This is a genomic window from Staphylococcus sp. NRL 16/872, assembly GCF_022815905.2.
Lineage (GTDB): Bacteria > Bacillota > Bacilli > Staphylococcales > Staphylococcaceae > Staphylococcus.
Genome location: NZ_CP119327.1, coordinates 442,232 through 463,549, shown reverse-complemented (window position 1 = coordinate 463,549; position 21,318 = coordinate 442,232). Strand labels below are relative to the sequence as shown.

The window sequence follows — 21,318 nt, the reverse complement described above, 5'->3', positions numbered from 1 at the left end:
CTTGTTTCTTAATACGAAAAAACTTCAATTAGAGAAGATGGGGTTGCCCTCTCTAATTGAAGTTTTTTAGTTAATTTGTTTTGCTACGAAGATTTTACGTTTTTCCCATATGCCTGTTTGTTCGTTATAGTCATCGCAAGTGATTAATGTTAATTGATTGGTTTCACCTTTATGTTCATCTAAGACTTTGACTTCATCTGGGTTCACGTCACGGATACTTGTCATTTTATACTTACGCGTTTCATTACCCACTTTAAAGTAGACTTTGCTTCCTTTTTTAGCAGCTTTTAAGTTAGTGAATTGATAATGTGGACGATCAATAAAGGTGTGGCCAGCTATTGAAATATTTTGATCGTCTAATTTTTCATTTTCTTCCGCAAAACTTACGCCACGATTTAATTGTTCTGGCGTTGCTGGTCCAGGATAGACTGGTTCTTTAATTTCTGCATCTGGAATAGTTATGTAACCTGCCATTTTTGATTTATCTTTAGGAATAGTCGGCGTTTCTTTTTGGGTTGCTTCTTTTTTATCATTGTTATCATATTGCTCAATTTTATTATCATTATCTTTTTCATGTAGATAATTGTCTATATGTGGTTTGGCAAATAAATATGCTGCCACTAGAATTAAGATGATACCTATAATAGTCATCAAATGGCTTGTCCAATTCTTCATTGTGTAGGTACTCCTTTAAACTTGTCGCTATTTGCTCATAGTATATCACTTTTAAACCACTATTTTAATTTAATTTTTTCAGTTTAATTGTAAGGTTTTATCACAAACATTTGCTCTATATAGGTTCAACCTTTTAAAATAATGAAAAATACTAAAGTAGGTGAAGACTTGATTAGAAATGCTAAAAGACAAGATTTAGAAGCTATACTAGATATTTATAATGAGGCTATCTTAAATACAACGGCAGTTTATACTTATGAGGCACAAACGTTGCAAGAACGTGAAAGTTGGTTTGAAACTAAAATACTCGCAAATGAGCCTATCTTTGTTTATGAACGAGATAAGAAAGTAGTTGGATTTGCTACATATGGACAATTTAGAAATTGGCCAGCTTATTTATATTCAATTGAGCATTCGATTTATGTAGATAAGTGTTATCGTGGAAAAGGCATTGCTTCACAACTGCTTAGTCATTTAATAAAAGATGCCAAACAAAGAAATTATCGCACTATCATTGCAGGAATAGATGCTTCAAACGAGGGTAGCATTAAATTGCATGAAAAATTCGGATTTACTCATTCAGGTACAATAAAAAATGTAGGATATAAATTTGAACGTTGGCTTGACCTTGCTTTTTATCAATATGACCTATTCGACAAATAATCTATATCTCAATTTCTCTCAGTCATAAAAAACAAGTGAACGGTTATTCGTCCACTTGTTTTTGAAATGTAAATAGTTTTTCTTGTAACTCTTCTATTTGTTTCCTCTTTTTCTCCTCAATAACAAAACCCACATAATAAAACAGAAACACTAAAATCATGCTTAAAGACATTGATTCAAATAAGAGATTCTCCCAAGTTCCCTTCACTGTGAAATAATGTGTAATCGTTGTGTTAATGACAAATACTAAAAAGATGATACATAATCTAAGCATATCATCAGCCCCTTTGGAGCTATTTTATACACAAGAGTGAAATTTTGCAATAACTTTTTTAATTTTCTGTAAATTATTTTTAAGGTTTTGTATATTTGGGACTACCTTTTCTAAAACAAATAAAAAAACCATTCTCGAATGACTAAAGCGCATTCAAGAATGGTCTACTTCTATTATTCAATAAAAATTAGTTTTTAACTGGATTTTCTGCTGCATCGGCAAAGATTTTTTTCTTAATTGCTTCACCAGTTGGTGTACCTGCTAAGCCACCAAGACCAGTTTCTCTAAGTTCTGCTGGTAAGCCACGACCAATTTTATCCATTGCTTCGATAACTTCGTCAACTGGGATACGGCTTTCTACGCCAGCTAATGCTAAGTCAGCTGAAATTAATGCGTTACCAGAACCAATTGCGTTACGCATTACGCATGGGATTTCAACTAATCCACCTACTGGGTCACATACAAGACCTAATAAGTTACTGATTGCTAATGCCATTGCATGACCTGATGCTTCTGGTTCGCCACCTGTAATTGCTACAGCTGAAGCTGCTGCCATTGCTGATGCAGAACCAACTTCTGCTTGGCAACCACCAGTTGCGCCGGCAACGCTTGCGTTATTTGCAATAACACGACCGAATAATGAAGCGACAAATAAGAAATCAATCATTTGATCTTCTGTTAAGTCATGTGTTTTTTCTAATTTGAATAATACGCCAGGAATAGTACCTGAGGAACCTGCTGTTGGTGTAGCACAAATGATACCCATTGCTGCGTTAACTTCGTTTGTTGCTACGGCACCTTTAACAGCTTCCATCATTTCATAACCAGCTAAAGCACGGTTATTTTCATTATAATCACGAATTTTTGCTGCATCGTGACCTGTATAACCTGTTACACTTTCAACGCCGTCACCTGTTGTACCTTTTTTCACAGCGTCACGCATAACTTCTAGGTTTTGTTTCATTGTTTCTCTAACTTCTTCGCGAGATTTACCAGAAAGCTCCATCTCTTCTTTAATCATAATATCCGCGAAAGACATTTTGTTTTCAACTGCGTAGTCTATAGTTTCTCTAATTGAATCAAACATCTTCAATCCCCCTCTATTTTATATAGGATATGTTTAAGTGACTATATTTTTCTTTAATTTGATTTAACGTTGATTCAGGTAATGCTTTAGTTAATGGTAAAACCGCTAAACTATGATCTTTGCCCGTTTCGATCATTTCCTCATCAATTGATGCACCAAGTTCACTAATATCATTTAAGAAATGATTGACTTCAGATTTGTCAATTTTGCCGTCCATTTCTAAAATAGGTAAACCATGGTTAAAGTTAACTTCTAGTCCTTCAACACTAATTCTTTTTAGTTTAATTGTACCGCCACCAATTGAGTTTCCAATAACTTCAATATGGCGACCATTAGCTTCAGCGATTAAGTAAGCACAGTTAGGATGCTCCCCAATGCTTTCTCCATCTTCTTCAATAATATCTATATCAATTTTTTGATCTTTAGCAATCGTTATAGAATCTTTGATACGGCTATCAAATGTGCTATAACCCATTGAGCCACCTATAACTGCTAAATCAGTTCCGTGACCTTGGTGTGTTTTTGCGAAAGATTCATAATAGTGAATTGTTAATTTTTCTGGTTGTATATTGCCTAATACTGAATAGGCAGCATTTCCAATTTTAACAGCACCTGCTGTATGAGAACTTGAAGGTCCCATCATGACAGGTCCGATGATATCAAACGCGCTTTGATAATCGTAGCTTTTTTTAGTGGCCATTATTAAACACTCTCCTTAGGTTGTTTCTGTTTACTAGGCAATTTCATACTCATATCCATCAAATTGAATTTTTTGATTAAAGTACTGAAAATAAACGCTAAAATTACGCTTGTGATTGCGACTGCAATAATTGTAATAACTGATTTAGTTGGATTATTAAAGCCGAATAATACAATTGCACCTGCGATTGGTGTTGCCATACCTTTAACGCCTATTACTAATCCACTAAATGTTACAATACATGCATTTACCACGCCGATAAGGGCATTTGTTCCGTATAATTGTAAAGGGTACTTAGCGATTAAATCGATTTGTGTTAATGGTTCAATGAAGACAGCAAATGCTTTTGATTTACTTCCACCAATGTTAAGTCTGCTGAATAAAACAGCGTTAACGAATGAAGAACCAGTACATGTTAATGCACCGATAGCCATTGGAATTCCAGTTAGTCCTAACAAGCTAGTTAATACCATTGAACTTAATGGTGTCATACCTGTTACTGGAATTACTAATCCAAGAATAACTGCTAATGCATATGGATGACTATCACCTACAGAAGTAATCGCACCACCAATTTGGTGTAATACCGCCATAACTCCTGGGCTAATAAGTTTCGCTAAACCAAATGCAACTGCTGGTGCTAATAAAATAACAACGATTAAATCTAAACCTTCTGGAACTTTTTTCTCAATAAATTTAATACCGAAAGCAACTAAATAAGCTGCAATAAATGCTGGTAATAATTTAAAGTCATGTAAGACTAGACCTACAATAACTGCAAATACAGGTGAAACGCCAAGATTTAAACATGTTAAAATCCCAACTGCTACTCCTGCTAAACTTCCTACTAAATCACCAATTGTTTGAAAAAATTGGATATGAAAAACGCCACCAATAGCGTAACTTAAGAACGCTTGTGGTAAGAACGTTGCACAAGCAGCCCCTGATAATGCTTGTAGTCCTTGTTTACCGTATGGCGCAAAGTTTAAGAAAAGCGTCATAACGATAAGCACTAATACAAGGGTGCCAACTCCTAAAATAATATTCATTCCCCAAAACCTCTTTCTATTTATTTATCAACCATGAATATGTTACACCCTATAGAAAACGATTTCAATACATCTAAAGAGTGAAATAAGACCAAATTGTGAAATAAATAACATTTAGAGACTTTTTGAAGAATAAAAAAATTTAATTTTGCCAAAAATTGTTAACAAATAACTATTTCTTAACATTTTACACTGTAAAAAGTAACTTTGTAAACTACTTATCCCAATCTCAAAAAATTTGCTACAATTCAATTTGTTGTGTAGTTGTCTTCGAATGCATCTTATACTGTAACGTCATTTTTGTTTAGATTCTAATATTTTGCTCACATGAAAATAGCAAGTGAGAAATAAAAAATCTTTTGGGATTTTATGTTTACACACTTGCTATCTTTTTAAACATTTAATTTTTTAAATATAAATATTTCAACCTAAATAGATCATATAATATAAGTGTTATTACATTATATCAAATTTCACCAATTACTTATTAATATAATTTCTTCATTATTTAAATCATTTTTGTAAAGAAGTTGTTTGGAGGCGATCTAATTAAATAGTACTTATTTATAAGGATGCACCCACTAGTATTTTAATTAATTCGTAATACTGGCGCTTAGTTATAAATTCAGTGGGTTGGTAGTTTGCATGGAAAAGCTGTTTATATAGTTGAAATGCGGTGTCTCGTGGAATTAAATAAGTTGCGTTGGTGGTTTGTAACCATTCTAAGAAAGAAGTTTGTATGTTGGCATTTTTATAAGCAATAATAAGTTGTTTAAAAGTATCAAAATGAAACAGAGGTTGTTTTGGGTATGGGTTTACATATGACTTTAATTTTTGAGAAAGTAATGAATTATGTTTTGTTAAACGATATTCTTCTAATATTAAACTTTCAGGAAATTTAAGAATTGTGAGAAATAATTCTAATAAAAAGAATTGTTTATTGAAATGTATTTTAATCGATTTACCTATTTCTATTGTAGGGACATACTTACAGAAACCACTCAAATGAACCTCTACTATATCTTCTGTAGTTTCACTAGAAGACAAAGTACTTAGAGTTATTTCAATTTTATAGTCTTCTAATTCGCAATATAAAATATTGTTTTTAATACTTACCTTAAAATTTGCTTTTTGAAGATGGGTACAAAGTATTTTAAATAAAAGAAGATATTCTGTAAATAATAAAATATCAATCTTTAAATTTGACAGAAGTGGTTTTATTTTGGTGTCTGTGAAGAAAAAATGGCGTTTTTGCAGTGTCTTAGATTTTAAATTAATGCTTTGTAGATAGTAATAAGAAGTGATAATTTGATCACGTATATCTAGTGGATACAAATTTAGAAAATATAAATCATCGACTGTGCGATCAAGTGGAGGTTCTTCTTTTAATGAAATAAGCAAAGAAGAATCATCTAATGAAATAAATTTCGTTGGAGGAGTTAAAATGTGCTGTTCTAATTGTTTCCTATTTGGTAAAGGAATGCCATATTTATGTATGGTAGCTTGTAATGCCTCGTAATCTAACTCATTAATATAAGCAAATGTTCTTAAATGATTACGCCAGACACTTTCATACAGTTCTTGCTTGCTAATTAACATATATTTCATCCTTTCATTGTTAGACATGTCTATGATGCGTTAAAGGATTATATTTTATAGTCATATTAAACGCTCATTTTATATTTTTGTCAATATAATCCTATTTAAAATAGATATTTTTATTTATTAATTATTTCTAGCCATTTGTCTCAAAAATTCATTTTACAAATATTTATTTTCTGTATAAAAAAACATTCGAAAATTAACATTTTAAATGTTTGGTTTTTTAATCATCAAAAAAGAGAAACGAACTATAAATTCCAGCTCGTTTCTCTTTTAATATTAATTTTTAATCCTCAACCTTTAATAACGCTTCAGTTAAATGATGTGTTTGTTTATATATTCGTTGATAGATATGATAATACGCTTCATATTGGCGATGGCGTTCTAGGTTGGGTTCAAAGGTACGCTCTATATCGATAAATTGTTCAACACATTCATCAAATGAGTTAAACCACTCTAAACCGTATGCTGCAATCATTGCAGCTCCCATGCTTGGTCCTTCTTCGTGTTTTAATTTTCGGATAGTAGCATTAAAAATATCGGCTTGCATTTGTAACCAAAATGCACTCTTCGCGCCTCCACCAATAGAAGTCACGTGCGTAATTTCTTTACCCGCTTCTCGAATCAATTGAATAGAGTCATATAATGAATACGTAATACCTTCAAGTACGGCACGCGCAAAATCAACTTTCGTATGACTGCCACTAATTCCAATGAAACTTCCACGTATAAACGCATCTCCGTGTGGTGTACGTTCTCCAGCTAAATAAGGTGCAAATAAGAGATGGTTTGCACCAACAGAAGAGGTACTGGCTTGTTTCACAATATCATCAAATGAAACATCTTCGAAGAATGTCTTCTTTAACCAACTGAGACTATAACCCGCTGCTAACGTTACACCCATTGCATAAAATGTTTGTGGCACACTATGGTCAAAGAAATGAATATTATTGTGATAATCTGTGTAGCTATCTTTTTCAACATTTAAAACCACACCAGAAGTGCCAATACTGCAAAGTGTATCGTTATCATTAATAATACCGGCACCAATAGCACCACAAGCGTTATCTCCACCACCTGCAAAGACTTTTACTGGTTCAGTAAAGCCAAATTCTTGTGCTAACTCAGGAACCACTTCTCCAACAAATGCTGTAGAACGAACTAAAGGTGGATAAATATCACCAATCCCAAAGCACTCTCCAACGTCACGTGTCCAATCATGTGTTTGTGGACTAAGTAATAGCGTACTTGCCGCGTCTGAATACTCCATATGAACTTGACCAGTTAAACAATAACGTACATAATCTTTCGGTAAAACAAAGACATCTACTTGGTTCCAAATCTCAGGTTCGTGTTGTTTTACCCATAACATTTTCGGTAATGTAAATCCTTCAAGAATAGGATTACCATTTAAACGTTCTCCGTACACATCTTTGATTTGATGACATTGTTCAGAGTTGCGTGTGTCATTCCATAAAATTGCATTGCGTACTGGTGCATGACTAGCATCCAATGCGACTAAACCATGCATTTGTCCTGAAAATGAAATGCCTTTAACTACATAATCAGATGCTTTTAATTCTTGATTAAGATGCTTAATGCCCTGTTTAATCGCTTCAAACCACTCAGCAGGATCTTGTTCGCTATACCCCGGACGTGTTTGAATCAATGTAAGTGGTTCACTTGTTGATGCAACCACCTCACCTTGTTGAGTAACTGCAATAATCTTAACTGCACTTGTTCCTAAATCAATGCCTAACACAACTTCTTTCATGACTGCTCCATCCTTTTTATACTTCATTTAAAATACGAAAAGTCCACCTATGAAATCAATTCAATTTGTTTACATTTTTTATAAAAATAAAATTAATTATTCTAACCTATACGTTTATCATATCGATTTTATCTGTAATTTCAATAGATGACACTATATTATTTACTTTTTATTAATGAAAAAAAGCAGTGCAATGGAATCAATTTTAGTTAAAATGATTTCATTGTACTGCTTTTACATAAATTTATTTAATATTATCTGTTACCTACGTCATGACCAAGCTCTACAGTGTGATCATTTTTATTATAAATAGCACCTTGAATACTACCAAAGTTAGGGTCATTACGTTTTTCTTGTACGCCATAATTAAGACGTTTAAATTCATTAATATCTTCGTCACTCATAGCATTTTCATAATAGACAGTACCCCCGTCGTTATAAAAGCGTGGTTTATCAATAGATTCTTGTAATGTCCCATTGCCTCTTAAGTAATCTATAATGACTTCATTAAGAATGGTTGGTATTTTATTTCCTCCTGGTGTACCAATGCCCATATAGAAGTCAGGGCCAACCACGATTGTTGGTGATGTAAATGAACGTGGTGCTTTATGTTTTCCACCATAGTTAGGGCTATTAGGATCATTCGAGAAGTTTGTTAATGAGTTGTTCATGTAGAACCCTTCTTTTACAAATTTTCCTGACCCAAAGAAACTAGATAACGTGTTAGTAGTGCTGGCAAGTTTACCGTTCTTATCAATCACTACAAAATGTGTGGTACTTGTATTATCAATTTGCTGCGTATTGAAGTCACTTCCATTATCAGCGCCCGCAACTGAATTAATACTATTTAAACGACTAGATAGATAATCTTGAGATAAGTGAGTATCACTACTAGCTTCTTGACCGTTAACGATATCTCTATTCCTATACATGACATCACGAGATTTAATGATGCCTGAAATAAAGTCGGAACGATTATTTTGTGTATCTACGCTTTCGTCAATTTTTAATCCTTGTAACATCAACGTTCCACCAAGTGGATTAGATGCTGCATAGACAGTGTTGTTTAAATATTTAGTACTAACGGGCTTCTTCTCTTCTGTCTTGAAAGCTTTAAAGTCATCTTCCTTTAATTCACCATCTAGTTGTTTGGAAATACTCTTCCCAATATCTTTATAGAAATAGCCTGTACCATCATCTCTAATTTTTCTTAACGTTTCGGCTAAGTCTTCTTGTTTTACAACATCACCTTCACGTACCGTGCGTTTTCCTTTGAAGAAAGGTGAATCACGATCAATATCAGAGCCAAACATTTTCAAACTACGTTCTAACTCTGCATCCACTTCAAAACCATCTTCCGCTAAAGGAATAACGTAATTAAAGACTTTCTTTTCATCCATTTTACCTTCGCGTTCATGCATATCATGTAAGCCTTGCACAAATCCAGGTGTACCTATCTGATCACCTTTTTTATAATTGAAAGAAGACATCGTTTTATATTCATACATTTTAGGTTCTTCGCCATCTTTGCCATCATAAGTCAATGTAGCGCCACCACCGCCTAATCCAGAAGAATGGGGTTCTGTCACTGCAAGTGCGTATGAAACGCCCATGGCAGCATCAACGGCATTGCCCCCGTCTTCGATAATCTTGTTCCCTACTCTAGTTGCGATGGCATTGTTAGAAGCCACGCCATATGTCTTCTTAGTGCCAGAGGATTTATGATTTGTAATTTTATTCTCAAATAAAGTGTCTTTATCAGGTCTATCTTCTTTTTTAAAATAATAAAATGTAAATGAAATCAGAATCGTCACTATTAAAATAATAGTGAGCATCACTTTATTATAGATATTCATACTAACTGGCCCCTTTAGATAAATATTGCTCCGTTATATTTTTTAAATCATTTTTTTCAAATTGGTCAAGGCCTTCATTGGCTTTTGCAAATGTTACCATCAATAAGATGACTATGATAATGAGCGTAGTTAAGATACCTACCCAGTGTTTTTTAATATTCATAGGTATATCCTCCATTCTCTTGTTTCAGATGAATCGTCTTATCCTCGATAGCGTTATAATAACGTTGTTCTTCCATTTTATTCATCTTATCTTTAGTGATTTTACCGTCTGCACCACGCACAGGCGTCATATGGAACTTATTATGTTGCCCATCCCAGTCATGTTGAACAATCATGCCTTTTTGATTTTTGGATAAGAATGAATCTGATGTAAGATTTCCTAAACTATAAAAAATACTTGCACTTTTATATTTTTCAACTTTTTGTACTACAGAATTATGACCAACAATGACATCTGCACCTGCATCGACAAGAGCATGACCATAGACCTTTTGGCGATCGGTAACATTACGTTCATTGGGGATACCCCAATCGACATTAACAATGACTAGATCATTTCTTTCTTTTAAATTCTTAATTAACGGCACAAAGATTTTAGGGTCTAAACTGATAGATGTCGTATTTTTTATTGGATTTTCATAATTCGATTCCACATCTGTAAAGGAAACATTGGCTATTTTTTTACCTTTGATATTCTGTTGCACTGTTTTACTGTTAATTAAGTTAGATCCATTACCTGTTAAGAAATTATAATCCGTTTGCGCTTCTACTTTTTTGCTCAAATCTTGCGCTTGCACATTATCAATCGTGTTATTGATTAAATTAACACTTTTAATATTTTGTTTTCTTAGAAACATAATGTTATCTAAGTTTTTATTTAAGTTATCCGTTGGATTATTGGAAAAGTGACTCACTAAAAGTGAAGCAGTAGAAAAATCACTATTATGTAATGGTTCTTTCAAGCTAGCAAAAACATCATTCAAATTCATTTTTCTAATGTGTTTGTTTAAGGTGATGTTGCCTAGATATGTATTACGAATTGAATTAACGTTAGACTTTGGCATCGCTTCTATTGGTTCAACTTTTACAGCTCGAATAGCAAACACTAATAGAACGAATGCGACGATTAAAACAATGAGTGTGTAAATAAAATTTCGACGTTTATGGCGTTTAGATTGCTTAAGTAACCATTCGCTCGCGGTTAACCGTTTTTTCTTTTTCATTACTTTACGCTCCTTGCTCGCGATTAATTAATAAAGCTATATAAGAACAAGATGACATAGGTAATACAAGTTAATAACATTGTTGAAGCTAATGTAATCACGACACCTTGTTTTTGAATTGTATTAGCAATAATACCAGGAATTACGACCCCGATACCTGAAACTGCGACCGTTTCAAATGGTGTTAATGGATAAATTAAGTCAAAGATAAATTTCAATACCATTCCTGTCAGTATCATCGCTGCAAATTTACGTCGGCCATATAAAATCACCCATCTACTAATACCGTATGTAACAATAAAGTATGTTATACAACTAATAACAAGTACGGATAACAACATCACAGGTTGATCAAATATAAGTGCTAGATAACCAGGTACTACTAGTCCTGCTGGATTTATTCCAAATTTCTCTGCAAAGATTAAACTTAATACAATGCCGACGAATAAGGAGAAATATAATTCTGAACCTATCATTTTATTCTATCCCTTCTATAAATTCTGCTATTCTTCCACCTGGACCATGAATATTACCTACGCAGAAAATAAGCGCATTTTGTGATTCTTTAAGAATTGCTTTTTCGATATCACTAAATTCATGATTTTCAAAATTAAGATATTTCTTATCTGGCATATGTTGCATGACTTCTGTCACCATTTGCGTACTCTTACCTGTACAAATGAGCGTGTCATACTCGACATCTTCAATAAAGTTTTCAACAAATTGTCGTGTACGGTCTATCCTATCTGAACGACAATTTAAAATAACTACTTTTTTAGTGTAAGGATAGTTATAAGATTCCACTTTATTTAAAATTGCCTTCGTGGATTGAGGTTCATTAGCTGCAAACGCGTTTACAAATACATTTTGTGTGTTATTTGCATTAAAATACTTAATTTCAACAGCACCAGGATCAGGGGGTGCATTTAACATACCTCTTAATGCAACATTTTTATCCACGCCTACTGCTTGCGCTACCCCTAATACGATAGCTACATTGTCTGGAAAGACTAAATAATCGAATTTTCTTAAGTAAGATTCAGGAATTTCATCTTTGTCTACGACTATCAATTCTGTCTTTCTTTTTTTGGCTTCTTTTGCATAAAACTCAGTATAAGCATCTTTCATAACAACTAATTTACCTTTATACGGAATCGTCGCCGTAAAAGCTTGCGCGACATCTTGAAGCGTTGGCCCTAATACATCCATATGATCTTCCATCACATTGACGATAACACCTATATTCGCTCTAACTAAATCCTCTTGAAAGACGATTTGATAATCGGGGTTAACAGCCATACATTCATTAACTAATGCATCCGCTTTCTGTCTAACCACTTTGCGAACAATATCTCGCTGTTCACCAATATTAGCCCCTTGAGGTTTTCTAATTACTGGATATTCTCTCTCTGTAAACCAATACATCATACGAGCGTCTGTTCCTGTTGTTTTACCAATAACATGATAATGGTCTTCTCTTAATACGCTATAAATCATCCTTGTAATCGTCGACTTACCTCGAATACCATTAATATTTATTCGTAGGGGAATCTTCTTTAATCGATTAATATGGCGTTTCTTTTCTTTGATACCGAGCCATAGTATTAATACGATACAAATTGTAATAAGAATCAAAATAGTGCCCTCTCTTTGATTGATTTTGTATTAAGTTGTGTTTAAACCATTTTAAACAATTATGTATTTTAAAAATGAAGAAAATAAAATAATTAATATAGATTAGCTTAATAATTTTAGTTTAAATTCATTCTTAGAAAAAATTCACTAAACTTAGACAGTAAACTATTACCTCTAATAAAGGTATGCTAACACGTCCATGTTTTGTCAGTTTTAAAAATGTAAATTTAATGTTAAAAAATATTTATGTTTGTAAACTTTTTTAGAAATTTTAAATATTTATTCATTTAATATTATAGAATACTTTTTTAAACAGATTAAGTATTTGCATATACTTTTTGTAAAAAATCAAATATTTACTCTTTATTTACACTAAATTAAAATTTTGATGTTACCTTAAACATGAATAAAACGGTATAAAGATTATTGATCATGTAAATTATATTATTGAAGACTAAAAAAGCTTTGATTAATCGTGAAGACGAAATGCGTATATATCACTAATTTATAAAGAAGATGTGATGCTTTATGATGTCGAAGAGTTAAAAGACTTAAAGGCTTGCTTATAATCTGTATCTAGGAGGCACTTGATGAGTAAATCTATGTCTAAACCCGTAAAAATCGCCGTTAGCATTTATCTAGCATTTATATTACTTGCGTGCTCGAGTTATTTAATTTTCATTCTTATTGGCAGTTTACAAGGTAACGATATGAGTAGTTCAGTATTAGACACTGATCCACATCATATTAATAATGTAACTAAATCTTCATCTGAAGATATGAGTGAAATTAAAACTAATAAAACGAATGAATTAGCCGAAAACGAAAAGGCGCCAAATACACATTCTAAAAATTTAGATACATATAATAAAAAAGCAAGTACATCTTCATCCGAATAATGATAAAGATGTACTTGCTTTATTTTATTTAAACGCCTTCGCATATTGAATTTGAAATTGTTTAGGTGTGAGTTGATATTTTTGTTTAAATATTTGTATAAAATAACTCGTCGTGGAGAAACCACATGTCATTGCTACTTGTGTAACACTGTACTTCATATACATTAATTGTTTGGCACTTTGTTCCAAACGATAACTTTGAAGATAGTTAAAAGGTGTATCCCCTACAAATCGTTTAAATAACTTAATCGTTTCTGCTTCACTTATTTGAATTAATTGACTTAACTCTTGTAACGTTACTTTTTTATTATAATGAGTTTGTAAATACTCAATACATTGCTTAACTCTTGGATCAAAAAAATAATGATTTGTTTGATTATATTTCTCGATAATTAATAATAAATAATTTAGAGATCGGTAAAACTCACTTAATACTTCGAGTTGATAATGTCCTTGTTGCGCAATATAAGTCTGTCCTACTTTTTCAATACTATTTAACAAACATGCATCTTCTTCAACATTTCTCTCTAATTTGATATATGGAAGCATAGAGGCTTGATCAATTATATAATTCATATATGTAAAATTAATGTATTCAGTTGCATCAGGTAAACCTACGTTCCAACAGTAAAAACGGGAATTTGAATTTATTTCATGAATTTCATGGACAATATTTGAATTAATAAATAGCCCTTCTCCTTGGTCAATTACTATCTCATTATCTGCAATCTTAACTTGAATAACACCTTCAGTTACATACATAAATTGTAAAGCATAATGCCAATGTAGTGGTATATATCCTAACAATGTATCATTCAATTTAGTATGTAAAATGATGTGAGGCCAACGTTCATCAGGATAATTAATCTTTTCTTCTAAATCTTCAGTAATAATCATACGTCTTCTCACCTCGAAACACCTCAATATTTTGATAGTTTTAATCACTATTTGAGTATTTTATTATTTATAAACATTATATTATGAGATTTATAATTAACAAAATAGATGGAGGTGCATTGAATGGCTCGTACGCAACATAGACTAAAAAGTGTGCTATTCGCTATAATTGGTGCTACTTTATGGGGGTTAGGTGGAACCGTTTCTGATTTTTTATTCAATCAACGCGATATAGATGTAGATTGGTACGTTACTGCACGGCTCATTGTAAGTGGAGTTTTTTTACTAGGCATTTATAAAATATTATATCCAAAACGCTCTATATTCATTGTGCTTAAAAATATGAAAACATTAATTAGTTTACTTATTTATAGTTTGATAGGTATGTTATTTGTACAATACGCTTACATGGCTTCAATTGCTACAGGAAATGTAGCTGTTGCTACTTTGTTGCAATATATAGCACCCGTTTACATCATTATTTGGTTTGTCATTCGTGGGTTAGACGTATTTCGACCATTTGATATTTTAGCTATCGTCATGACATTGATTGGTACTTTCTTACTTTTAACAAACGGCTCGATTTCTCATTTAGTCGTTTCTCCTACAAGTCTCATTTGGGGTATCATCGCTGGCTTAGCTTTAGCATTTTATACTATATACGCTACTGGTTTACTTGAAAAGTTCCCTTCATTATTGATTGTAGGTTGGGCAATGGCTATTTCAGGAATTGCGATGAATTTTAAACATCCAATTTGGCACATCCATACTAGTAATTTAAGTATTTCAACGATTTTCTATTTAATATTTGGAATTATTGCAGGCACTGCCTTAGCTTTCTACTTATTTATTGATAGTTTACAATACCTTTCACCGAAAGAAACAACACTTCTAGGTACGATTGAACCTGTGATTGCCGTAATTACAAGTGCATTATGGTTGGATGTTTCATTTAAACCTATACAAGTTGTCGGTATTGCTATAATTCTAGTATTGATTTTAATATTATCTCTGAAAAAGCAACCCGAAACATTATAGCTAAAAATTAAAGAGAGCAGGATAACGTAACTTTACTTCATCCCACTCTCTATTTCATTATGTTAAAGGCAATCATAGTTATGAATTTTTACCGCCTTTTTCGCCAATTTCTTGATAGAATTCTTTGTCATGATTCTTCGCTGTAGCATTGCCACCTTTTTTATCCGCTTCTTCATGACTCATTTTTTGGTTATCAGACATTTTAGTTCCTCCTCAAAAAAATAATATGATACTCACGTATCTAGTAGCACCTTTCCCCCATTATTTTCCAGAAAATTGATTTTACACAAACTAAATAATCATATACATTAGATTTACATATAAACTAAATAAAATATTTATACAATGATCCAATGTAAAAAAGACTGTCTTATAAAATTAATTATAAAGACAGCCCTAACTCACAATGAAATATTATTTAATGATTTTCTTTAATTGTTCAAAGAACTTTTGTTGTTCAGGTAATGGGAAGACTGGATAAATATGGAATAAGTTATAGCCTGGTGTGAAATCATGATCTATCCCTTTTTCACTTAACATCTTAGATAATTTTACTGCATCAGGATACAACGTTTCTTTAGTACCGATAAAGATTGAAATACGACCTAATCCTTCTAAATCACCATTGATTGGTGAAATGCGGTAGTCTTCAATAGGTAAGTCGCCTGCCCATAACTCAATAAAGTATTTACTTCCCTCAATACCAAGCATTGGATCAATTTTTTCATATTCTTTTGCTTCTGGATTACTAAACGTAGCATCCAATACTGGTGATACTAAGACAAGATGACCAGGTTGTTGTAATTGAGCCGTTTCCTTTATATATTGTGCGAATGATAATGCAATTTGTGCACCAGCAGAATCACCCATAATTGTAATTTGGCTCGCTCTATCTACTAACATAAGTTGTTTTTCATAAAGATCTGTTAATAATTGAAACGTAGTACGGTAATCGCGATGGGGCACTTTAGGATAAACTGGCATCACAATTTTAGCATTCAATTCTCCAGCTAATTTATCAATAAATTGAAAATGTTCTTCTAATGGATCTTGGAACCAAGCCCCACCATGGACATATAGCACAACTTTTTGTTGGCGATCGCGCGCATCATTCACAATATAAGTTAATGAACCATGCCAATCTTTAATTCTAACATCATGTTCAAACTCATAACTCGTACCACCATATTTACCAGCAGTTATATCTTTTGTTACTTCTAATGCTTTTTTCGCATCTTCTATATTCTCGAAAGTCTTTTTCATACCTGACATTCGAATAAATTTCTCTCTTAGATAACTTTGGTAACTACGTTTTTCTTTAACTTTAATATAAGCAAGGAAACCTAATATTCCTGAAGTCATCACTGATAATAATCTTTTTTTCATTTATACCGTCCTCCTATACACCTATTAATTATAAACCTTTATATTGCATTATTTTAGTAAAATACATTACGAGATGATGGAGCGTTCTAGGGTTTTTCTTTTTTTAACAAAATGGTATTCTTATACTAAATTATAAGAATTTTCAAACTTTATAAAGAAAGTAGGTTATTGCCTGTGACACGTAATAAAATTGTACTTATTGGGAGCGGCTATGTAGGCTCTGCTTTTGCACATGCTATCGTAGCAAAAGGGTTAGTAGACGAACTTGCCATCATTGATATTGACGAAGATAAAGCCAAAGCTGATGTGTGGGATTTAAATCATGCGACACCTTTTAGTGACAACTTCGTTGATGTTCATGTGGGAACATATACCGATTGTGCTGATGCGGATATTGTGGTCATTTGTGCAAGTGCTAAATTGGATAAAGGAGAGACCCGTCTCAAACTTCTCGTAGATAACGTGAATATCTTTATACCTATAATCCAACAAGTCATCGCTAACGGTTTTGATGGTTATTTTGTATTACCTTCAAACCCCGTTGATATTATGAGCTATGTCACTAAACGTATATCAGACTTTCCAAAAAACAAAATAATTGGCTCAGGTACATCTCTTGATACTGCACGCTTCGAATTCTTCTTAAGTCGTACATTTGATGTAGCACCTCACAATGTCTATGCCCCAGTCATAGGTGAACATGGTGATTCACAAGTGCATGTTTGGTCACATGCTCAAATAGCCGGAGAACCAGTATTAAAGTTACTTAGTAATGATACAAATATCACATCTTTTAAAGAGTCTATCTCAACTCAAACTACACAAGTTGGTTACGATATCTATGTTCGAAAAGGCACAACCAATTTTGGTATTTCTTTGAGTTTAGTTCGCATAGTAGAAGCCATTCTTTTTAATAAAAATATCATTATGAATGTATCAAGTTATGTTGAAGGAGAATATGGTCTGAATGATTTATATATTGGTACACCTACCATCATAAATGGTAATGGTGCTGATCGAATCATTGAATTAGAACTATCAGAAGAAGAACTATCAAAACTTCAACAATCTGGCGAAATCATCGTAGAATACCAACAACGTGCGGATGCAATTATAGATAAATATATCTAAAAATAAAGCTCTAATCGCTATAGTTAACAAATAGTGATTAGAGCTTTATTTTATTGTAAACTGTCGTTCATCAATTGTAGTTGATGTTCAAAGCTTTGCATGTCAATAAAGCGTGCTTGTCGGTGCATTTCTTTTCCATCTAAAAAGATTAAATCTACTGGTACAGTAAAAATAGATAACTCTCCAGCGATGGCTTCCACTTTAGATTGATTAATGACGCCAAACGTAGCATGACTATATTCGCTTACAATATCTTGAATTTGAGGTAATACAGCATGACATACTGAACAATGGTCACGCATAACATGGATGACGGCTAACGGATGTGTCTCTATAAATTGATGAAATTGTTCTATACTGTTAAGTTGTTCTGTCATTAAGCTCACCTCTACCTCAAATATTTAATCTTTTTTAAGAAGATTTTGGAATACTTCTGGCATCTTAGTAATCTTTTGTTGTTCCAAATCAAAGAAACCACCTGTTTGGTAACCCACGCAATGCACTTTGTCACCTGAAGCAATTTCAAATTTAAAGACCCATTTTAAACGACTGCTTTTAACATACCAACAACGTCCTACAGGTTTGTCATGAATCGTAATAGGTACTTTGTAATCCACTTCAGTTCTCATTAATATTGGAGAAATGTGTTGTTTCATCATCTCAGAGAATGTCATATATTCATTAATGAAAATTGTACGCAAATCCTCGAACCAACGCACATAGACGATATTGCTTACTATACCCATAGCATCAATATCATAGTTATTCACTTCTATTTCTTTTTCAGCTACTAATAAACCTTCTTCAGACATAATATTTAACTCCTTTTATAAATCATTCTACACTTTTATTTTACGCCCTTACCCTTAAATTTTCATCATGTTTACTTTTACTTTTTAAAATTAAAAATCCTGACAGTAGATGAACTACCATCAGGATTTATTCTTCATCTATTTAATTTTCATAATTGCTTTACCAGGATCAACTGACTTAACATCTTCAACTGTCAAAGTTTTGTCGCCTAAATTTGTGATGATAACTGGTGTTACGATGCTAGGTGCATGTTCTTCTAAGTACGCTAAGTTAATCTTCATTAAAGGTTGACCTTGTGTTACAGGCTCATTCGCATTAACTAAACTTTCGAAACCTTCACCGTTCAATTTCACCGTATCGATACCAATGTGAATTAAGACTTCTACACCACTATCTGACTCTAAACCAATTGCATGTTTAGTTGGGAAAATAGTCTTAACCGTACCATCAAATGGTGCTACGATTTCTCCTTTTTCTGGAACAAATCCAACGCCATCACCCATCATTTTTTCAGAGAATACTTTATCAGGCACTTCTGATAATGGAATAATGTGTCCTGTACCTGGCGCATAAATTTCTGTTTCTTTCACATCTTCAACATGTACAGGTTCATCTGAAACTTCTTCAGTCACAGTTGTTTCACTAGGTTTAGTGATTTCACCTTTCATGATTAACGCCATATCATGCTTAATTTGGTCAGATTTAGGACCAAAGATTGCTTGCATATTGTTTCCGACTTCAAGTACGCCTGAAGCACCTAATGCTTTTAATCCTTGTACATCAACTTTAGATTTATCATTTACTTCAACACGTAAACGTGTGATACATGCATCTAAGTGTTTGATGTTTTCTTTACCACCCATAGCGTCTAAAACGTCAAATGGTAATTTCGCAACACTTGAGTTACGCATTTCTTGTTCTTGGTCTTCACGACCTGGTGTTTTAAGATTAAATTTCTTAATTGCAAAACTAAATAAGAAGTAATAAACAACCGCGTAAACAATACCTACTGGAATGACTAATAAAGCATGTGTGCGATCCCAGTTTAATAAACCATAAAGAATGTAATCAATAAAGCCGCCAGAGAATGTCATACCAATTTTCACATCTAAAAGATGCATTACTAAGAATGATGTACCCGCTAAGAATACGTGAATGACATATAATAATGGTGCAACAAATAAGAATGAGAATTCTAATGGCTCAGTGATACCAGTTAAGAACGATGTTAAAGCTGCTGATAACATTAAACCACCAACAACTTTTTTACGTTCTGGGCGTGCATTTTTATAGATTGCTAAAGCTGCAGCTGGAAGTCCGAACATCATAAATGGATATTTACCAGTTGTGAATGCCCCAGCTGTAAATGGTACACCATCTTTTAATTGTGCCATCCAAATACGTTGGTCACCACGAATTAAGTCGCCTGCATGGTCTTTATATTGACCAAATTCAAACCAGAATGGTGCATAGAAGATGTGATGTAAACCAAATGGAATTAATGAACGTTCAATAATACCAAAGATAAATGTTGTTAGTGTTAAGTTTTTATTTAATAAGAAATTAGATAATCCGTTCAAACCATCTTGGATTGGTGGCCAAACGAAACTTAATACGATACCTGTGATGATTGCTACGACTGACGTAACAATTGGTACGAAACGTTTACCTGCAAAGAATCCTAAGAAAGCTGGTAACGTAATATTGTAGTATTTATTATAACACCATGCTGCAAGTGCCCCCATGATGATACCGCCAAACACACCTGTTTGAAGTGTTGGAATCCCTAAAATTAAAGCATTCGCTGGTAATTTATTAGCTTGACTTAATTCTTTTGCGCCATTAGCATAGCTATAAATATCATCAATTGTGATATGCATAACTTTACCCATTGTTGCATTCATAATTAAGTAACCTACTAAAGCAGCTAAAGCGGCAACCCCGTCACCACCAACTAGTCCAAGTGCTGTACCGACTGCAAATAGCAACGGTAAGTTATCAAAGATAATTTGTCCAGCTGCTTCCATGACAGATGAAATCATTACGAAGACATCCATTTTTAACCATGGTGCTAGTTTAACTAATTGTTCATTATGCATCGCATTACCGAACGCAAGTAAAATACCAGCAGCTGGTAAAATCGCAACTGGTAACATTAGCGCTTTACCAATACGTTGCAATTGACCGAAAAACTTCTTAAACATAAGTCCTATTCCCTTCTGAATTCATTTTATGAACTTTATGACAACAAATAAGACATAAGCAAAAAGAGAAAAGTATGTTTAAGAAAACGTAAGCTCAGTTCTTACTCAACTTAATGAGTGCAACCTGTCCCGTCGTCTTCTCTACTTTCAAGGATACAAATTCATACAATCATTACTAAATATGTAATATTATAGTCATTTTGTATCCTAATTAAGACGTTTAATCTGCCTTAATCTCTTATTTGCTTATGCCTAATTTAATAGTAACACGCAGTTCTTTTATTAATTAATTTTTATTATATACACATGATAAAACGTTTTCAATACTTTTTTCATCCCACTTTATCGCTTTTTTAAATTATACTTACAAATACTTAAATATTGCATAAAAAAATTAAATCCTCATATA

The 21,318-nt window shown here is 32.9% G+C and carries 22 protein-coding genes; 4 read left to right on the top strand and 18 right to left on the bottom strand.

Features of this window, described 5'->3' with window-relative positions; translation table 11 throughout:
• Positions 1-66: 66 nt before the first annotated feature.
• A complete protein-coding gene (srtA, locus tag MT340_RS02170) occupies positions 67-675 on the bottom strand; it encodes a class A sortase SrtA (RefSeq protein ID WP_243588583.1) in 609 nt (202 codons plus the stop codon).
• 168 nt (positions 676-843) lie between these two features.
• Between srtA and MT340_RS02165 the strand changes: the two genes are divergently transcribed.
• Positions 844-1,338 (top strand): GNAT family N-acetyltransferase, encoded by a 495-nt coding sequence (locus tag MT340_RS02165; RefSeq protein WP_243590221.1) that lies wholly within the window; start codon positions 844-846, stop codon positions 1,336-1,338.
• Positions 1,339-1,381: 43 nt separating this feature from the next.
• On the opposite strand, the gene MT340_RS12850 is transcribed toward MT340_RS02165, so the two are convergent.
• The 11 genes from MT340_RS12850 to pgsB form a co-directional block, all read right to left on the bottom strand.
• On the bottom strand, positions 1,382-1,612 hold the full coding sequence (locus tag MT340_RS12850; RefSeq protein ID WP_334311001.1) for a hypothetical protein: 231 nt from the start codon (positions 1,610-1,612) through the stop codon (positions 1,382-1,384).
• 187 nt (positions 1,613-1,799) lie between these two features.
• Positions 1,800-2,699 carry an L-serine ammonia-lyase, iron-sulfur-dependent, subunit alpha gene (sdaAA, locus tag MT340_RS02160; RefSeq protein WP_243588582.1) on the bottom strand — a complete coding sequence of 300 codons (900 nt, stop codon included), beginning with the start codon at positions 2,697-2,699 and terminating at the stop codon, positions 1,800-1,802.
• Between the two features lie 13 nt (positions 2,700-2,712).
• Positions 2,713-3,399: a serine dehydratase beta chain gene (locus MT340_RS02155; RefSeq protein ID WP_243588581.1), complete on the bottom strand. Its 687-nt coding sequence runs from the start codon at positions 3,397-3,399 to the stop codon at positions 2,713-2,715.
• A gap of 2 nt (positions 3,400-3,401) precedes the next feature.
• Positions 3,402-4,448 carry a PTS sugar transporter subunit IIC gene (locus MT340_RS02150; protein ID WP_243588580.1) on the bottom strand — a complete coding sequence of 349 codons (1,047 nt, stop codon included), beginning with the start codon at positions 4,446-4,448 and terminating at the stop codon, positions 3,402-3,404.
• A gap of 564 nt (positions 4,449-5,012) precedes the next feature.
• Positions 5,013-6,074, bottom strand: a complete 1,062-nt coding sequence (locus MT340_RS02145) for a hypothetical protein (protein WP_284120866.1) — start codon at positions 6,072-6,074, stop codon at positions 5,013-5,015.
• Positions 6,075-6,336: 262 nt separating this feature from the next.
• The gene (xylB, locus tag MT340_RS02140) at positions 6,337-7,824 is read right to left on the bottom strand and encodes a xylulokinase (protein ID WP_243588578.1); all 1,488 of its coding nucleotides are present in this window, start codon (positions 7,822-7,824) and stop codon (positions 6,337-6,339) included.
• Between the two features lie 254 nt (positions 7,825-8,078).
• Positions 8,079-9,680 carry a gamma-glutamyltransferase gene (locus tag MT340_RS02135; protein ID WP_243603533.1) on the bottom strand — a complete coding sequence of 534 codons (1,602 nt, stop codon included), beginning with the start codon at positions 9,678-9,680 and terminating at the stop codon, positions 8,079-8,081.
• A gap of 1 nt (position 9,681) precedes the next feature.
• On the bottom strand, positions 9,682-9,843 hold the full coding sequence (locus tag MT340_RS02130; protein ID WP_243588577.1) for a hypothetical protein: 162 nt from the start codon (positions 9,841-9,843) through the stop codon (positions 9,682-9,684).
• Positions 9,833-10,906: a CapA family protein gene (locus tag MT340_RS02125; protein ID WP_243588576.1), complete on the bottom strand. Its 1,074-nt coding sequence runs from the start codon at positions 10,904-10,906 to the stop codon at positions 9,833-9,835. The genes MT340_RS02130 and MT340_RS02125 overlap by 11 nt, the downstream gene beginning before the upstream one ends.
• Positions 10,907-10,929: 23 nt before the next feature.
• On the bottom strand, positions 10,930-11,382 hold the full coding sequence (pgsC, locus tag MT340_RS02120; protein ID WP_243588575.1) for a poly-gamma-glutamate biosynthesis protein PgsC: 453 nt from the start codon (positions 11,380-11,382) through the stop codon (positions 10,930-10,932).
• Between the two features lies 1 nt (position 11,383).
• Entirely contained in the window at positions 11,384-12,541 is a 1,158-nt protein-coding gene (gene pgsB / locus MT340_RS02115) for a poly-gamma-glutamate synthase PgsB (RefSeq protein ID WP_243588574.1), read from the bottom strand.
• Positions 12,542-13,131: 590 nt separating this feature from the next.
• Here pgsB and MT340_RS02110 point away from each other — a divergent pair.
• Positions 13,132-13,440, top strand: coding sequence for a hypothetical protein (locus MT340_RS02110; RefSeq protein WP_481906651.1), 309 nt, complete (start codon positions 13,132-13,134; stop codon positions 13,438-13,440).
• A 24-nt stretch (positions 13,441-13,464) separates the two neighbouring features.
• On the opposite strand, the gene MT340_RS02105 is transcribed toward MT340_RS02110, so the two are convergent.
• Positions 13,465-14,349, bottom strand: a complete 885-nt coding sequence (locus tag MT340_RS02105) for an AraC family transcriptional regulator (RefSeq protein ID WP_243588573.1) — start codon at positions 14,347-14,349, stop codon at positions 13,465-13,467.
• Between the two features lie 111 nt (positions 14,350-14,460).
• Here MT340_RS02105 and MT340_RS02100 point away from each other — a divergent pair, with 111 nt between their 5' ends.
• Positions 14,461-15,375 (top strand): EamA family transporter, encoded by a 915-nt coding sequence (locus MT340_RS02100; protein WP_243588572.1) that lies wholly within the window; start codon positions 14,461-14,463, stop codon positions 15,373-15,375.
• Positions 15,376-15,453: 78 nt separating this feature from the next.
• Here MT340_RS02100 and MT340_RS02095 read toward each other — a convergent pair whose 3' ends face one another.
• Positions 15,454-15,576, bottom strand: a complete 123-nt coding sequence (locus MT340_RS02095) for a KGG domain-containing protein (RefSeq protein WP_272107551.1) — start codon at positions 15,574-15,576, stop codon at positions 15,454-15,456.
• A 213-nt stretch (positions 15,577-15,789) separates the two neighbouring features.
• On the bottom strand, positions 15,790-16,761 hold the full coding sequence (locus MT340_RS02090) for an alpha/beta hydrolase fold domain-containing protein (RefSeq protein WP_243588571.1): 972 nt from the start codon (positions 16,759-16,761) through the stop codon (positions 15,790-15,792).
• Between the two features lie 174 nt (positions 16,762-16,935).
• Between MT340_RS02090 and MT340_RS02085 the strand changes: the two genes are divergently transcribed.
• The gene (locus tag MT340_RS02085) at positions 16,936-17,892 is read left to right on the top strand and encodes an L-lactate dehydrogenase (RefSeq protein WP_243588570.1); all 957 of its coding nucleotides are present in this window, start codon (positions 16,936-16,938) and stop codon (positions 17,890-17,892) included.
• A gap of 50 nt (positions 17,893-17,942) precedes the next feature.
• Here the strand turns inward: MT340_RS02085 and MT340_RS02080 are convergent, their stop codons facing one another.
• The 3 genes from MT340_RS02080 to ptsG form a co-directional block, all read right to left on the bottom strand.
• Positions 17,943-18,269 carry a thioredoxin family protein gene (locus tag MT340_RS02080; RefSeq protein WP_243588569.1) on the bottom strand — a complete coding sequence of 109 codons (327 nt, stop codon included), beginning with the start codon at positions 18,267-18,269 and terminating at the stop codon, positions 17,943-17,945.
• A gap of 24 nt (positions 18,270-18,293) precedes the next feature.
• Positions 18,294-18,704: an acyl-CoA thioesterase gene (locus MT340_RS02075; RefSeq protein WP_243588568.1), complete on the bottom strand. Its 411-nt coding sequence runs from the start codon at positions 18,702-18,704 to the stop codon at positions 18,294-18,296.
• Between the two features lie 138 nt (positions 18,705-18,842).
• Positions 18,843-20,909, bottom strand: coding sequence for a glucose-specific PTS transporter subunit IIBC (ptsG, locus tag MT340_RS02070; protein WP_243603532.1), 2,067 nt, complete (start codon positions 20,907-20,909; stop codon positions 18,843-18,845).
• Between the last annotated feature and the right edge of the window lie 409 nt (positions 20,910-21,318).

Coding starts and splice junctions, on each gene's coding strand:
- MT340_RS02080 (WP_243588569.1), bottom strand. CDS start 18,269: ATGACAGAACAACTTAACAGTATAGAACAATTTCATCAATTTATAGAG.
- MT340_RS02155 (WP_243588581.1), bottom strand. CDS start 3,399: ATGGCCACTAAAAAAAGCTACGATTATCAAAGCGCGTTTGATATCATC.
- MT340_RS02075 (WP_243588568.1), bottom strand. CDS start 18,704: ATGTCTGAAGAAGGTTTATTAGTAGCTGAAAAAGAAATAGAAGTGAAT.
- MT340_RS02130 (WP_243588577.1), bottom strand. CDS start 9,843: ATGAATATTAAAAAACACTGGGTAGGTATCTTAACTACGCTCATTATC.
- MT340_RS02100 (WP_243588572.1), top strand. CDS start 14,461: ATGGCTCGTACGCAACATAGACTAAAAAGTGTGCTATTCGCTATAATT.
- MT340_RS02095 (WP_272107551.1), bottom strand. CDS start 15,576: ATGTCTGATAACCAAAAAATGAGTCATGAAGAAGCGGATAAAAAAGGT.
- pgsC (WP_243588575.1), bottom strand. CDS start 11,382: ATGATAGGTTCAGAATTATATTTCTCCTTATTCGTCGGCATTGTATTA.
- MT340_RS02150 (WP_243588580.1), bottom strand. CDS start 4,448: ATGAATATTATTTTAGGAGTTGGCACCCTTGTATTAGTGCTTATCGTT.
- ptsG (WP_243603532.1), bottom strand. CDS start 20,909: ATGTTTAAGAAGTTTTTCGGTCAATTGCAACGTATTGGTAAAGCGCTA.
- MT340_RS02145 (WP_284120866.1), bottom strand. CDS start 6,074: ATGTCTAACAATGAAAGGATGAAATATATGTTAATTAGCAAGCAAGAA.
- MT340_RS02090 (WP_243588571.1), bottom strand. CDS start 16,761: ATGAAAAAAAGATTATTATCAGTGATGACTTCAGGAATATTAGGTTTC.
- MT340_RS02125 (WP_243588576.1), bottom strand. CDS start 10,906: ATGAAAAAGAAAAAACGGTTAACCGCGAGCGAATGGTTACTTAAGCAA.
- srtA (WP_243588583.1), bottom strand. CDS start 675: ATGAAGAATTGGACAAGCCATTTGATGACTATTATAGGTATCATCTTA.
- xylB (WP_243588578.1), bottom strand. CDS start 7,824: ATGAAAGAAGTTGTGTTAGGCATTGATTTAGGAACAAGTGCAGTTAAG.
- MT340_RS02110 (WP_481906651.1), top strand. CDS start 13,132: ATGAGTAAATCTATGTCTAAACCCGTAAAAATCGCCGTTAGCATTTAT.
- sdaAA (WP_243588582.1), bottom strand. CDS start 2,699: ATGTTTGATTCAATTAGAGAAACTATAGACTACGCAGTTGAAAACAAA.
- MT340_RS12850 (WP_334311001.1), bottom strand. CDS start 1,612: ATGCTTAGATTATGTATCATCTTTTTAGTATTTGTCATTAACACAACG.
- MT340_RS02135 (WP_243603533.1), bottom strand. CDS start 9,680: ATGAATATCTATAATAAAGTGATGCTCACTATTATTTTAATAGTGACG.